At 59.2% G+C, this 13531-nt stretch carries 11 protein-coding genes; all 11 read right to left on the minus strand.

Annotated elements, in window-relative coordinates:
• Positions 1-5: 5 nt before the first annotated feature.
• Positions 6-1049, minus strand: coding sequence for an LPS O-antigen chain length determinant protein WzzB (locus tag BLO80_RS05155; RefSeq protein ID WP_092327159.1), 1044 nt, complete (start codon positions 1047-1049; stop codon positions 6-8).
• 192 nt (positions 1050-1241) lie between these two features.
• Positions 1242-1466, minus strand: a complete 225-nt coding sequence (locus BLO80_RS05160; protein ID WP_092327160.1) for a lipopolysaccharide assembly protein LapA domain-containing protein — start codon at positions 1464-1466, stop codon at positions 1242-1244.
• A 27-nt stretch (positions 1467-1493) separates the two neighbouring features.
• Complete coding sequence (gene ihfB, locus BLO80_RS05165) at positions 1494-1790, minus strand: integration host factor subunit beta (RefSeq protein WP_003199243.1); 297 nt, start codon at positions 1788-1790, stop codon at positions 1494-1496.
• A 144-nt stretch (positions 1791-1934) separates the two neighbouring features.
• Positions 1935-2213 (minus strand): hypothetical protein, encoded by a 279-nt coding sequence (locus BLO80_RS05170; protein ID WP_092327162.1) that lies wholly within the window; start codon positions 2211-2213, stop codon positions 1935-1937.
• A gap of 276 nt (positions 2214-2489) precedes the next feature.
• The gene (gene rpsA / locus BLO80_RS05175; RefSeq protein ID WP_092327163.1) at positions 2490-4181 is read right to left on the minus strand and encodes a 30S ribosomal protein S1; all 1692 of its coding nucleotides are present in this window, start codon (positions 4179-4181) and stop codon (positions 2490-2492) included.
• 120 nt (positions 4182-4301) lie between these two features.
• Positions 4302-4991, minus strand: a complete 690-nt coding sequence (gene cmk / locus BLO80_RS05180; RefSeq protein ID WP_014337227.1) for a (d)CMP kinase — start codon at positions 4989-4991, stop codon at positions 4302-4304.
• Entirely contained in the window at positions 4988-7195 is a 2208-nt protein-coding gene (locus BLO80_RS05185) for a bifunctional prephenate dehydrogenase/3-phosphoshikimate 1-carboxyvinyltransferase (protein ID WP_256573355.1), read from the minus strand. Before BLO80_RS05185 ends, cmk begins: the two co-directional genes overlap by 4 nt.
• A 28-nt stretch (positions 7196-7223) precedes the next feature.
• Entirely contained in the window at positions 7224-8336 is a 1113-nt protein-coding gene (gene hisC, locus BLO80_RS05190) for a histidinol-phosphate transaminase (RefSeq protein ID WP_092327167.1), read from the minus strand.
• A 13-nt stretch (positions 8337-8349) separates the two neighbouring features.
• A complete protein-coding gene (pheA, locus tag BLO80_RS05195) occupies positions 8350-9444 on the minus strand; it encodes a prephenate dehydratase (protein WP_003199233.1) in 1095 nt (364 codons plus the stop codon).
• Complete coding sequence (serC, locus tag BLO80_RS05200) at positions 9444-10529, minus strand: 3-phosphoserine/phosphohydroxythreonine transaminase (RefSeq protein WP_041024563.1); 1086 nt, start codon at positions 10527-10529, stop codon at positions 9444-9446. The genes pheA and serC overlap by 1 nt, the downstream gene beginning before the upstream one ends.
• 227 nt (positions 10530-10756) lie before the next feature.
• Positions 10757-13420, minus strand: a complete 2664-nt coding sequence (gene gyrA / locus BLO80_RS05205) for a DNA gyrase subunit A (protein ID WP_092327168.1) — start codon at positions 13418-13420, stop codon at positions 10757-10759.
• Between the last annotated feature and the right edge of the window lie 111 nt (positions 13421-13531).

Below are 13531 nucleotides of genomic sequence, written 5' to 3' on the forward strand. Positions count from 1 at the left end.
TCGATTTATTTTTCAACACGCGCTTGAAATACCTGCCTCATCAGCGCAGCACCTAATCCCAAAACAAGGCCCAGGATCATTCCTTTCAATAGGATCGCCAGCTTATTTGGCTTAATTGGGGTTTGTGGCACCTCTACGTTACCATCCTGCCTGTATACCGAGACCTGACCAGGTTCGACTTTAAGCATACGGTAGAAATTGTAACGCATCTGTAGCGTACGCAGGTCTGGAATGAATGCATCATCAGAAGCTCTTGCTTCCAAAGCGGACACCTCCGCTGCCAGCGCTAAGCTTCCTCGCTGATAATCCATCTTATTGCCTGTATCGACAGTGATATCAACGGCAGCAGAGGAGTTTATCACAGGCGTCTTCAAGCCAATTGTTTCAGCAACTTTTAAAGCTTCGCGAAGTTGCTGAATACGGTCCTCACGAACCCGTTGAGCATTCTCTCGCAAGCTCATGATTCGCTGTTCCAAATTCCTTGCTCGAACCGAGGCCTCAGTTGTAACGTTTTTGATCAACTCTGCCTTGGATATATCACTGGCACGCTGCACGTAAACCTTGACCCACTCTGTCGCCTCTGCCGCGTCATCACTTTGGACGACGACCGAGAATCTTTCGGGAGTATCCTTACCCGGTCCTCCGACCATCAGTACACGAGAAAAATTCTCATATAAACGATCAAGCGGCCCCTTGCGCTGAGACTCTTCAAGCGAAGGCAAATAGACATCACGGAAAAAGGTTTGGCGAAGGGTTTCACTCTGAAGATTGCGAGCAAACAGATCGTAAACTTGCTTGATTGAATAGGGGTCCAGCTCAGTACTTGCGCCACGGCCGTAATTTAACTCAGCAATGCCATTTTGAGTTGGAGGGCTAATATAAAATCTAGCCTCATAGATTGGTTTGGTAAGATAGGCAACCGCCCCAGCCCCGACCGTTACTACGAACGCAACGCCTACAATCAGCCACTTTTGAACCCAAAAATTGCGTAGCAGCGCAATCAAATCAATTTCCTGAGCGTCATGTGCATCAACACGATTATTACGCATACGGGCTCTCAATTGCGGCGGCGGAAAATTTGCCCTTCACCGTGCGGAAAGCACTAAAGGTTAACGCGGAGGAGATCCCGAAAGAAATTTCGGTAGACCGTGAGAATTCTGACATGAAAAAAGCACACCCAAAATATAAAAACAAATGCTAACGACGATCCCCTCACCAAGGTGACTGGAAACCATGTAACCTTATTTTAACCGCAAACGTACCTTCACGAACCAAGCAAGTGACGGGCCGATAACCATCCCTGCGAGAAGCGCAAGGAGAATCAAGACCGAGACGGGAAGCTGTGGCGCTGACCAACCAACGAAGGCCAAGGATACAGGTTGTGTATTTTCAATTACAAATAGAATAATCGTCAAAGCCACCAACAACGCGGCTACGAAAAAAACCACCCGCTTAAAACCTCTCATAAATTGCTTCCTCTGCAGGCTTCTTCTTCAGAGCTCGTCCCCCTCCTCCTCATTCACACGATCCCTGAGTTCCTTGCCCGGTTTGAAATGAGGGACAAATTTCCCGTCAAGGCTGACGGACTGACCGGTCTTCGGATTGCGCCCAACCCGCGGAGCGCGGTAATGCAGGGAAAAGCTGCCAAAACCACGGATTTCAATACGATCCCCCGTCGCCAGGCACTGGGACATTTGTTCAAGCATGGTCTTGATGGCCAGCTCCACATCCTTGGATGAGAGTAGCCCTTGATGGGTGACAATTCGTTCGATCAACTCCGACTTCGTCATATTTTTCCCTTCTTTTTCAAGCAGCTAGGAAAATCGCTTGAAAAGGTTTTAGCATGACCGGAGGGATTTGAACAGCCCAAGTATTGACATTCTTCATCGCTCCCTTGCCGCTTCTTTCCATGCAGACAAGAAGATTTTCTCAAGCTATCGACAGATGACCAGCATCGTGCGAGTCAGATAGCCAGCCGGATTAAAACCAAAGGGATACTGATCGTCATCCTTCGCGTCGTCAGATCGGGTAATGACCTTGTAGCCTGCGCCCTTACACTCTCTCGCAGCCCTCTTATGGCACTTCTCCCAGCCGGAGCCCAACCCTGAGCAGTCGACCTCGATACCGCTGACACCACGCACTGCGTGGGTCTTGGCGCTTGTGGTGCAACCTGCCAATGCCAGTATTGCGAATATCAGGATGAGTCTGTTCATTCATCTCCTTAAATATCCACCACTCGACTGGGTGGCGCCTGATCTGACGCTATCGCGAGCAAGCTCGCTCCCACATTGCTCTAAGAAAACCAGGACATCTGTGGTCCAACCTTGATAGATGGCTGATCCGCTTAAAGAAAGAGACAGCCAGGCTGCCGGATTGGTTTCACAGCGAGACCAGACAGCGCATCTGGAACGAGCAAAGCCTGGCTTTCCCGAATCGCGCCCACAAAAAAGGGCGACTGAAGTCGCCCTTTTTCTATGGTCTGACAGAACTCAGTTCTGTTTTTCCATTTGTGCACGCAACAGGTCGCCCAGAGTGGTAGGACCAGCAGCGATGCTATCCGAAGGCTTGTCTTTCAAGCTTTGGATGGCTTCTTTCTCTTCAGCATCGTCTTTCGACTTGATGGAGAGCTGGATTACACGGCTCTTGCGGTCAACGCTGATGATCTTGGCTTCTACTTCCTGGCCTTCTTTCAGAACGTTACGCGCGTCTTCAACGCGGTCACGGCTGATTTCGGAGGCTTTCAGAGTCGCTTCGATATCGTCGGCCAGGGTGATGATGGCGCCTTTGGCGTCAACTTCTTTCACGATGCCCTTAACGATTGCGCCTTTGTCGTTCTCTTGAACGTACTCGGAGAACGGATCGCTTTCCAGCTGCTTGATACCCAGGGAGATGCGCTCGCGCTCTGGATCAACCGACAGGATAACGGTGTCCAGCTCGTCGCCCTTCTTGAAGCGGCGTACGGCTTCTTCGCCCACTTCGTTCCAGGAGATGTCGGACAGGTGAACCAGGCCGTCGATGCCGCCGTCCAGACCAATGAAGATACCGAAATCGGTGATCGACTTGATGGTGCCGGAGATTTTATCGCCCTTGTTGAACTGGCCAGAGAAGTCTTCCCATGGGTTGGACTTGCACTGCTTGATGCCGAGGGAGATACGACGACGCTCTTCGTCGATGTCCAGAACCATGACTTCCACTTCGTCGCCGACTTGTACGACTTTCGAAGGGTGGATGTTCTTGTTGGTCCAGTCCATTTCGGAAACGTGTACCAGGCCTTCAACGCCTTCTTCCAGCTCAGCGAAGCAGCCGTAGTCGGTGAGGTTGGTAACACGAGCGGTGACGCGGGTGCCTTCCGGGTAACGGGCTTTGATAGCAACCCATGGATCTTCACCCAGTTGCTTGAGGCCCAGGGAAACACGATTGCGCTCGCGATCGTACTTCAGAACCTTGACATCGATCTCGTCGCCAACGTTGACGATTTCCGAAGGATGCTTGATACGCTTCCAGGCCATGTCGGTGATGTGCAGCAGGCCATCGACGCCACCCAGATCGACGAATGCGCCGTAATCGGTGAGGTTCTTGACGATACCCTTGACCTGTTGGCCTTCCTGCAGCGATTCCAGCAGAGCTTCACGCTCGGCGGAGTTCTCGGCTTCCAGGACACTGCGACGGGAAACGACAACGTTGTTGCGCTTCTGGTCCAGCTTGATGACCTTGAATTCCAGCTCTTTGCCTTCCAGATGCGTGGTGTCGCGCACTGGACGGACGTCAACCAGGGAACCTGGCAGGAACGCACGGATGCCGTTAACGTCGACAGTGAAGCCGCCTTTAACCTTACCGTTGATAACGCCCTTGACCACTTCCTCAGCTGCGAAAGCCGCTTCCAGAACGATCCAGCATTCAGCGCGCTTGGCTTTTTCACGGGACAGCTTGGTTTCACCAAAGCCATCTTCAACCGAGTCCAGCGCAACGTGAACTTCGTCACCGACGTTGATGTTCAGTTCGCCAGCGTCGTTGTAGAACTGCTCAAGCGGGATGAGTGCTTCAGACTTCAGACCAGCGTGAACGGTTACCCAGCGAGCTTGGTAATCGATATCAACGATAACACCGGTGATGATGGAGCCTGCCTGAAGGTTCAGGGTTTTCAGGCTTTCTTCAAAGAGTTCCGCAAAGCTTTCGCTCATTTTAATTCCTGTTGATTAGGGCGAAGAATACGCCCGCCTCCACACCCCAGACGGTGTGGGTTAGTTTCATATAAAAGAAGCATCGCAGGACTATGACTGGTCCCCTGCGAAGCTTCCTGGTCACCCGGCGATATCGCGAATGGCGATCTCGCTCATGATGCGTTGCAGCACCTGATCGATGGACAACTCCGTTGAATCCAGCTGTATCGCGTCGGCCGCCGGCTTGAGCGGGGCTACTGCGCGCTGGGTGTCACGCTCGTCGCGTGCACGGATCTCATCTAGCAGACTCGACAGACTAACATCCTCGCCTTTGCCCTTCAACTGCAAATATCGGCGGCGCGCCCTCTCCTCGGCGCTGGCGGTGAGGAAAATCTTCAACGGCGCGTCAGGAAAGACCACCGTGCCCATGTCGCGACCATCGGCCACCAGCCCCGGCGGCTCCTGGAAAGCGCGCTGGCGTTGCAGCAACGCTTCGCGCACCGCTGGCAGCGCGGCGACCTGGGAGGCCCCGGCGCCCACGCTTTCGGTACGGATGACATCACTGACTTCGTCACCTTCCAGGATAATGCGCTGGAGCTGGCCATCGGTCGCCGCAATGAATTGCACGTCCAGGTGAGCCGCCAGCGCCTTGAGCAATTCTTCATTGGTCAGGTCGACGCCATGGTTGGCGGCGGCGAATGCCAGTAGCCGGTACAAGGCACCCGAATCGAGCAGGTTCCAGCCCAACTGCCTGGCCAGGATCCCGGCGACGGTGCCCTTGCCCGAACCGCTTGGGCCATCGATGGTGATGACCGGTGCCTTGATGTTCACGACTGCGCCTCTTGTGCTACGCGAATACCGACCTGTGCGCACAGCGCCAGGAAGTTCGGGAACGACGTGGCGACGTTGGCGCAATCATGGATGCGAATCGGCGCGCTGGCGCGCAGAGACGCAACACTGAAGGCCATAGCGATGCGGTGATCACCGTGACCATGGACTTCGCCGCCGCCGATCTGGCCGCCGTCGATGATGATGCCGTCCGGCGTCGGCTGGCACTTGACGCCCAAGGTGAGCAAGCCATCAGCCATCACCTGGATGCGATCCGACTCCTTGACCCGCAGCTCTTCGGCGCCAGTCAGCACGGTGCGCCCTTCTGCACAGGCGGCCGCCACGAACAGCACCGGGAACTCGTCGATGGCCAGCGGAACCAGCGCCTCCGGAATCTCGATACCCTTGAGTTTAGCTGCTCGTACGCGCAGGTCCGCTACGGGTTCGCCGCCGACTTCACGCTGGTTTTCCAGAGTAATGTCAGCGCCCATCAGGCGCAGGATGTCGATCACACCGGTGCGGGTCGGGTTGATGCCGACGTGCTCGAGCACCAGGTCGGAGCCTTCGGCGATCGAGGCGGCCACCAGGAAGAATGCCGAAGACGAGATATCGCCCGGCACTTCGATGTGGGTCGCGGTCAGCTTATTACCAGACTCGACGGACGCCGTGGCGCCGTCCACCGTGACCGGGTAGCCGAAGCCGCGCAGCATGCGCTCGGTGTGGTCGCGGGTCGGGGCCGGCTCGGTGACGGTGGTCTTGCCCTCGGCGTAGAGACCGGCCAGCAGCAGGCAGGATTTCACCTGGGCGCTGGCCATCGGCATGGTGTAGGTCAGGCCCTTGAGCTTGTTGCCACCGCGGATGGTCATCGGCGGACGACCGTCGGCGGCCGTCTCGATGACCGCGCCCATTTCCCGCAACGGGTTGGCGACACGATTCATCGGGCGCTTGGACAGCGAGGCGTCGCCGGTCAGGGTGCTGTCGAAGTCCTGCGCAGCCAACAAGCCGGACAACAGACGCATCGAAGTCCCGGAGTTACCCAGGTAGATCGGCCCCGGGGCAGGCTTGAGGCCGTGCAGGCCGACACCATGGATGGTCACGCGACCGTGGTGCGGACCTTCGATGACCACCCCCATGTCGCGAAACGCTTGCAGCGTCGCCAGGGCGTCTTCGCCCTCGAGGAAACCTTCCACCTCGGTCACGCCTTCGGCCAGGGAGCCGAGCATGATCGAACGGTGGGAAATCGATTTATCGCCCGGTACACGAATACGCCCACTCAGGGAGCCACCAGGTTGTGCCAGGAAAATCAGATCGTTGGAGTTCATAGCGTCCACATAGGCCCGACGGGCCAGGATTTTACTGAAGTGCTCGCGGGCCACCCTGGCGCGCGTGAAAACGCCCAGCAATTGGTGCCCGTCCCCTGCATCGACCGCGTCGCGCAAGGCGTCGAGGTCGCTGCGAAATGTATCGAGTGTGCGCAAGACAGCTTCGCGGTTGGCGAGGAAGATGTCGTGCCACATGACCGGGTCGCTTCCGGCGATTCTCGTGAAATCGCGGAAACCGCCGGCAGCGTAACGGAAGATCTCAAGATTTTCATTGCGTTTGGCCAATGAATCCACCAGGCCGAACGCCAACAGGTGCGGCAAATGGCTGGTGGCGGCCAATACTTCATCATGACGCTGGACCTGCATGTGCTCGACATCGGCACCCAGTTCGCGCCACAAACGGTCCACCACCGCCAGCGCGGCTGGATCCGTCTGGTCCAGCGGCGTGAGAATCACTTTGTGACGACGAAACAGTTCGCCGTTAGAAGCTTCCACCCCGCTCTGCTCGGAACCGGCAATTGGATGACCGGGCACGAAGCGCGCCGGCATCCCGCCGAACGCCTCGGTGGCGGCGCGCACGACGTTGCCCTTGGCGCTGCCGACATCGGTCAGGATCGCTTGCCCCAAATTCATGCTCGCCAGGCGTGCCAGCAGTTTTTCCATGGCCAGGATCGGCACTGCCAGCTGGATCACGTCCGCGCCCTGGCAAGCGATCGCCAGGTCATCCTCGCAGCGATCGACCACACCCAGCTCCACGGCCAGCTTGCGCGACTGCGGATCCAGGTCGACACCGACCACCTCGCGGCACAGGCCGCTTTCACGCAAGCCCTTGGCGAACGAACCGCCGATCAACCCCAGGCCGACCACCACCAGGCGACCGATCATAGGGGCAGCAGGTTGCAGCGAAGTGACATCAACCACGAACCAGGACCTTGCTCAACGCCTCGAGGAAACGGCTGTTTTCCGCCGGCTGGCCGATGGTGACGCGCAAGTGGTTCGGCATGCCGTAATTGGCCACCGGACGCACGATCACACCTTCGCGCAACAGCCCCTGGTACACCGGCGCGGCGACACGCCCCAGGTCGATGCAGATGAAATTGCCTTTGGATGGAATCCAACCCAGGCCCAGCTCACGCAGCCCCGCCTCCAACTGCAGCATGCCGGCCGCGTTGAGGCGACGACTTTCAGCCAGGTAGGCTTCATCCTGCAAGGCCGCACAAGCGGCGGCCAGGGCGAAGCTGTTGACGTTGAACGGCTGACGCACGCGGTTCAGCACATCGGCCACCACGGCAGTGGACAGGCCGTAGCCGACCCGCAGCGAGGCCAGGCCATAGGCTTTGGAGAAGGTGCGCGAAACCAGCAGGTTCGGGTAAGCCGCGAGGAAATCCAGCCCATCGGGCAAATCACTGCCTTCGGCGTATTCGATGTAAGCCTCGTCCAACACCACCAGCACGTGCGCGGGCACGTCCTGCAGGAAGTCATCCAGGGCCTGGGCATCGAACCAGGTGCCGGTCGGGTTGTTCGGGTTGGCAATGAAAACCACGCGGGTGTTGGCGTCGATGGCGGCCAGCATGGCTGGCAGGTCGTGCCCCCAGTCCTTGGCGGGAACCACACGGGCATCCGCGCCGACGGCCTGGGTCGCGATCGGGTAAACCGCGAACGCGTGCTCGCTGAACACCGCGTTGAGACCTGGCGCCAGGTACGCACGAGCGACCAGCTCAAGGATGTCGTTGGAACCATTGCCCAGCGTCACTTGGTTCAGCTCGACACCACAGCGCTCGGCCAGCAGGCTCTTGAGTGCAAAGCCATTGCCATCGGGGTAACGGGTCAGCTCGGCCAGTTCGTCGCGGATCGCCGCCAATGCCTTGGGGCTCGCGCCCAACGGGTTTTCGTTGCTCGCCAACTTGACGATGCTGGCCGGATCCAGATCCAGCTCACGGGCCAGTTCGTCCACGGGCTTGCCCGGAACGTAAGGCGAGAGTTGTTGCACGCCTGGCTGAGCCAGAGCGAGGAAGTTGCCACTCATTTGCTATCCGCCCTTAAAGAACTGCTTTGGGGTAGGAACCCAGCACCTTGAGTGCCACTGCTTCCTGACTGATTTTCTCCAGCACACCTTTTACCAGCGGATCGCGGTGGTGGCCGACGAAATCGATGAAGAACACGTAGGTCCATTTACCGCTGCGCGACGGACGGGTCTCGATCCGCGTCAGGTCGATACCGTTGTCATGGAACGGCACCAGCAGTTCATGGAGCGCGCCGGGCTTGTTGCTCATGGAAACGATGATCGATGTCTTGTCGTCGCCGGTCGGCGGTACTTCCTGGCTGCCGATCATCAGGAACCGCGTGGAGTTGTCCGGGCGGTCCTCGATTTTCTCGGCCAGGCGCGTCAGCCCGTAAAGGCCGGCAGCCATATCGCCAGCAATCGCCGCCGAGTTCCACTCGCCCTTGACCCGCTTGGCCGCCTCGGCGTTGCTCGATACCGCCACGCGCTCGACGTTCGGATAGTGGGCGTCCAGCCACTTGCGGCACTGGGCCAACGACTGGGCGTGGGAATAGATCCGGCTGATGCTGTCGGTCTTGGTGTTCTCGCCCACCAGCAGGTGGTGGTGGATGCGCAACTCGACTTCGCCGCAGATCACCATGTCGTGCTCGAGGAAGCTGTCCAGCGTGTGGTTGACCGCGCCTTCGGTGGAGTTCTCCACCGGTACCACGCCAAAATTCACCGCGCCGGCAGCCACTTCACGGAACACTTCGTCAATGGCCGCCATCGGCTTGCTGATCACGGCGTGACCGAAGTGCTTCATGGCCGCGGCCTGGGTGAAGGTGCCTTCCGGGCCCAGGTAGGCGACTTTCAGCGGCTGCTCGAGGGCCAGGCACGAAGACATGATTTCGCGGAACAGACGCGCCATCTCTTCGTTGCCCAGCGGCCCCTTGTTGCGCTCCATGACACGCTTGAGCACCTGCGCTTCACGCTCGGGGCGATAGAACACGGGCACTTCGCCTTCGGCCAGGGAGGCCATCTTCACCCGGGCGACTTCCTGGGCGCAGCGCGCGCGCTCGCTGATCAGCTCCAGGACCTTTTCGTCCAGGGCATCGATACGCAGGCGCAGCGCCTTGAGTTCTTGCTCAGACATCAGCCATGTTCCTTCTCGAACTCTGCCATGTAGGCGATCAACGCATTGACGGCGTTGATGTCGACGGCGTTGTAGATGGAGGCGCGCATGCCACCGACCGAACGGTGGCCCTTGAGGTTCAGCAGGCCGCGCTCATCGGCGCCGGCCAGGAATGGTTTGTCGAGACGATCATCGGCCAAGCGGAACGGCACGTTCATCCACGAGCGATCGGTCTTGTTGATCGGATTGCTATAGAGGCCGCTGGCGTCGATGAAGTCATACAGCGTGCGCTGCTTCACTTCGTTGAGCTTGCCGATGGCTTCGACACCGCCCTGCTCCTTCAGCCATTCGAACACCAGGCCCGACAGGTACCAGGCCAGGGTCGGTGGGGTGTTGTACATCGAGCCGTTGTCGGCCGCGACCTTGTAGTTGAGCATGGTCGGGCACAGGGAGCGGGCACGCCCCAGCAAGTCTTCACGGATAATGCTGACCAGGATGCCGCTTGGGCCGATGTTCTTCTGGGCACCCGCGTAGATCATGCCGAAACGGGAGATATCCACAGGGCGCGAGAGAATGTCCGAGGACATGTCGGCCACCAATGGCACGTCGCCCGTTTCCGGGATCCAGTTGAATTCCAGGCCGCCGATGGTTTCGTTCGGTGCGTAGTGAACGTAGGCCGCGTCCTTGGACAGGTTCCACTCGTTCTGGCCGGGAATCGCGAAATAGTCGTAGGGCTTGGCGGTGGCGGCCACATTGACGTGACCGTAGCGCGAAGCTTCTTCGATGGCTTTCTGCGACCAGATGCCGGTGTCGATGTAGTCGGCCTTGCCGTTTTCCGGCAGCAGGTTCAGCGGGATCTGGGCGAACTGCTGGCTCGCGCCGCCTTGCAGGAACAGCACCTTGTAGTTGGACGGGATGTTCAGCAGATCACGCAAGTCCTGCTCGGCCTTGGTGGCAATGGACACGAACTCATCGCTGCGATGGCTCATTTCCATGACCGACAGGCCCTTGCCGTGCCAGTCGAGAAGTTCACCCTGGGCACGCTTCAGGACCGCTTCAGGAAGCGCCGCCGGGCCGGCACAGAAGTTATAGGCTCTCTTGCTCACATCCAATCTCGCTCTGATCTGGTGGTCACATAAATCTTCATTCAACCCATTCCTCCCTGTGGGAGCGGGCTTGCTCGCGAATGCGGTGTGTCAGTCGACATCCCATTAACTGATCCACCGCATTCGCGAGCAAGCCCGCTCCCACAAGGAGAATGCGCAGTGTCGCAAATTTTCAAAAGGAACAAACAACAAGGGGGCGAATCTTCATCCGCCCCCTGCGTGTCCGCTTAGTCCTGCGGTTCTTCTTCGTCTGCGGCAGCGTCGAGCGGTTGGTCGCCGACAGCGTCGTCGACATCGGCACCGAGGGTACCGTCGAACGCCACGCCTTCCTCGCCGTCCAACTCCTCGCCTTCAACCTCCGACGGTTCCTGGACCCGCTCAAGCCCGACCAGCGTTTCGTCGCTGGCCAGCTTGATCAGCGTCACGCCCTGGGTGTTACGACCCAGGCTCGACACTTCGGCGACCCGCGTGCGCACCAGGGTGCCCTGGTCGGAGATCAACATGATCTCCTCGCCATCGAGCACCTGGACCGCACCGACCAGGCGACCGTTACGCTCGTTGCTGACCATGGCGATCACGCCCTGGCCGCCACGCTTGTACTCGGGGAACTCGCTGATGGCCGTGCGCTTGCCATAACCACGAGCCGAAGCGGTGAGGATCTGGCTGCCTTCTTCGGGGATCAACATGGAAATCAGCTTCTGGCCTTCCGGCAGGCGCATGCCGCGCACACCGCGAGCGGTACGGCCCATGGCGCGAACGTCGGATTCCTTGAAGCGAGTGACCTTGCCGCCGTCGGAGAACAGCATGACCTCACGCTCGCCGTCGGTGATGGCGGCGGAGATCAGCACGTCACCTTCGTCCAGTTCCAAGGCGATCAGACCGACGCTGCGCTGACGGCTGAAGGACTCCAGCGGGGTCTTCTTCACGGTTCCGTTGGCGGTGGCCATGAAGATGTAGTGACCCTCGGTGTACTCTTCCACCGGCAACATGGTGGTGATGTATTCACCATCGTCCAGCGGCAACAGGTTGACCAGCGGACGGCCACGAGCGGCACGGGACGCTTCCGGGATTTCGTAGGTCTTGAGCCAGTACACCTTGCCCTTGCTGGAGAACAGCAGCAGCGTGGTATGGCTGTTGGCGACCAGCAGGTGAGCGATGTAGTCCTCGTCCTTGACGCCAGTCGCGGACTTGCCCTTGCCGCCGCGACGCTGGGCCTGGTAGGCGGCCAGCGGCTGGGTCTTGGCGTAGCCGCCGTGGGAAATGGTCACCACGCGCTCTTCTTCCGGGATCATGTCACCCAGGGTCAGGTCCAGGCGCGCATCGAGAATCTCGGTGCGGCGTACGTCGCCGTACTCGGCGCGGATCACTTCCAGCTCTTCGCGGATCACTTCCATCAGGCGCGTAGCGCTGTTGAGGATGCGGATCAGCTCGCCGATCTGGTTGAGGATTTCCTGGTACTCGGCCAGCAGCTTCTCGTGCTCGAGGCCGGTCAGGCGGTGCAGGCGCAGTTCCAGGATGGCTTGCGCCTGTTCCGGGGACAGGAAGTACTTGCCTTCGCGCAGGCCGTATTGCGGGTCGAGGTTCTCCGGGCGGCACGAATCGGCGCCAGCGCGCTCGACCATCGCCACCACCGCGGTGGACTCCCAAGGGGTGCTGATCAGCGCTTCCTTGGCTTCCGACGGGGTTGGCGAGGCCTTGATCAAGGCGATCACCGGGTCGATGTTCGACAGGGCGACGGCCTGGCCTTCGAGAATATGGCCGCGCTCGCGAGCCTTGCGCAGTTCGAACACCGTGCGACGGGTGACCACTTCGCGACGGTGACGCACGAAGGCTTCCAGCAGGTCCTTGAGGTTCAGGATCCGCGGACGGCCGTCGATCAGCGCAACGATGTTGATGCCGAACACGCTTTGCAGCTGGGTCTGGGCGTAGAGGTTGTTGAGGATCACCTCAGGCACTTCGCCACGGCGCAGCTCGATCACGACACGCATGCCATCCTTGTCGGACTCGTCACGCAGTTCGGTGATGCCTTCGAGTTTCTTCTCTTTCACCAGCTCGGCGATCTTCTCGATCAGGCGAGCCTTGTTCAGCTGGTACGGCAGTTCGGTGATGACGATCTGCTGGCGGCCGCCGACCTTGTCGATGTCTTCCACCGTCGAGCGGGCGCGCATGTAAATGCGGCCACGGCCGGTACGGTAGGCTTCGATGATGCCGGCGCGACCGTTGATAATCGCAGCGGTCGGGAAGTCCGGACCGGGGATGTATTGCATCAGCTCATCGACGGTCAGCTCGGGATTGTCGATGAGCGCCAGGCAACCGTCGATGACTTCACCGAGGTTGTGCGGCGGGATGTTGGTCGCCATGCCCACGGCGATACCGCTGGAGCCGTTGACGAGCAGGTTCGGGATACGGGTCGGCATGACCGCCGGGATCATTTCGGTGCCGTCGTAGTTCGGCACCCAGTCCACGGTTTCCTTGTGCAGGTCGGCCAGCAGCTCGTGAGCCAGCTTGGTCATGCGCACTTCGGTGTATCGCATGGCCGCGGCGTTGTCGCCGTCCACCGAACCGAAGTTGCCCTGGCCGTCTACCAGCAGGTAGCGCAAGGAGAAGGGTTGCGCCATACGAACGATGGTGTCGTACACGGCAGTGTCGCCGTGAGGGTGATACTTACCGATCACGTCGCCGACGACACGGGCGGATTTCTTGTACGGCTTGTTGAAGTCGTTGCCCAGCTCGCTCATCGCGAACAGCACGCGCCGGTGCACGGGCTTCAAGCCATCGCGCGCATCCGGCAGCGCCCGCCCGACGATTACGCTCATTGCGTAGTCGAGGTAGGACTGTTTCAGCTCGTCTTCGATATTGACCGGGAGGATTTCTTTGGCCAGTTCGCCCATGAGAAGCCTGATTCCTTTTTCTGGTGAAACCTCGTCACATCCAGATGGGACGAACGAAGCTCGCCGCTGCAGAACAAATGCCGTGCAGCGACTTACGACAAATCAACGAGT

Origin of the sequence: Pseudomonas sp. NFACC56-3, from assembly GCF_900100025.1 — a bacterium.
Lineage (GTDB): Bacteria > Pseudomonadota > Gammaproteobacteria > Pseudomonadales > Pseudomonadaceae > Aquipseudomonas > Aquipseudomonas fluorescens_AA.

What these genes read in the sequence shown, in the direction of transcription:
- BLO80_RS05155 (WP_092327159.1), bottom strand. Translation starts at nt 1,049, where the DNA reads ATGCGTAATAATCGTGTTGATGCACATGACGCTCAGGAAATTGATTTG.
- BLO80_RS05160 (WP_092327160.1), bottom strand. Translation starts at nt 1,466, where the DNA reads ATGAGAGGTTTTAAGCGGGTGGTTTTTTTCGTAGCCGCGTTGTTGGTG.
- ihfB (WP_003199243.1), bottom strand. Translation starts at nt 1,790, where the DNA reads ATGACGAAGTCGGAGTTGATCGAACGAATTGTCACCCATCAAGGGCTA.
- BLO80_RS05170 (WP_092327162.1), bottom strand. Translation starts at nt 2,213, where the DNA reads ATGAACAGACTCATCCTGATATTCGCAATACTGGCATTGGCAGGTTGC.
- rpsA (WP_092327163.1), bottom strand. Translation starts at nt 4,181, where the DNA reads ATGAGCGAAAGCTTTGCGGAACTCTTTGAAGAAAGCCTGAAAACCCTG.
- BLO80_RS05185 (WP_256573355.1), bottom strand. Translation starts at nt 7,195, where the DNA reads ATGATCGGTCGCCTGGTGGTGGTCGGCCTGGGGTTGATCGGCGGTTCG.
- hisC (WP_092327167.1), bottom strand. Translation starts at nt 8,336, where the DNA reads ATGAGTGGCAACTTCCTCGCTCTGGCTCAGCCAGGCGTGCAACAACTC.
- pheA (WP_003199233.1), bottom strand. Translation starts at nt 9,444, where the DNA reads ATGTCTGAGCAAGAACTCAAGGCGCTGCGCCTGCGTATCGATGCCCTG.
- gyrA (WP_092327168.1), bottom strand. Translation starts at nt 13,420, where the DNA reads ATGGGCGAACTGGCCAAAGAAATCCTCCCGGTCAATATCGAAGACGAG.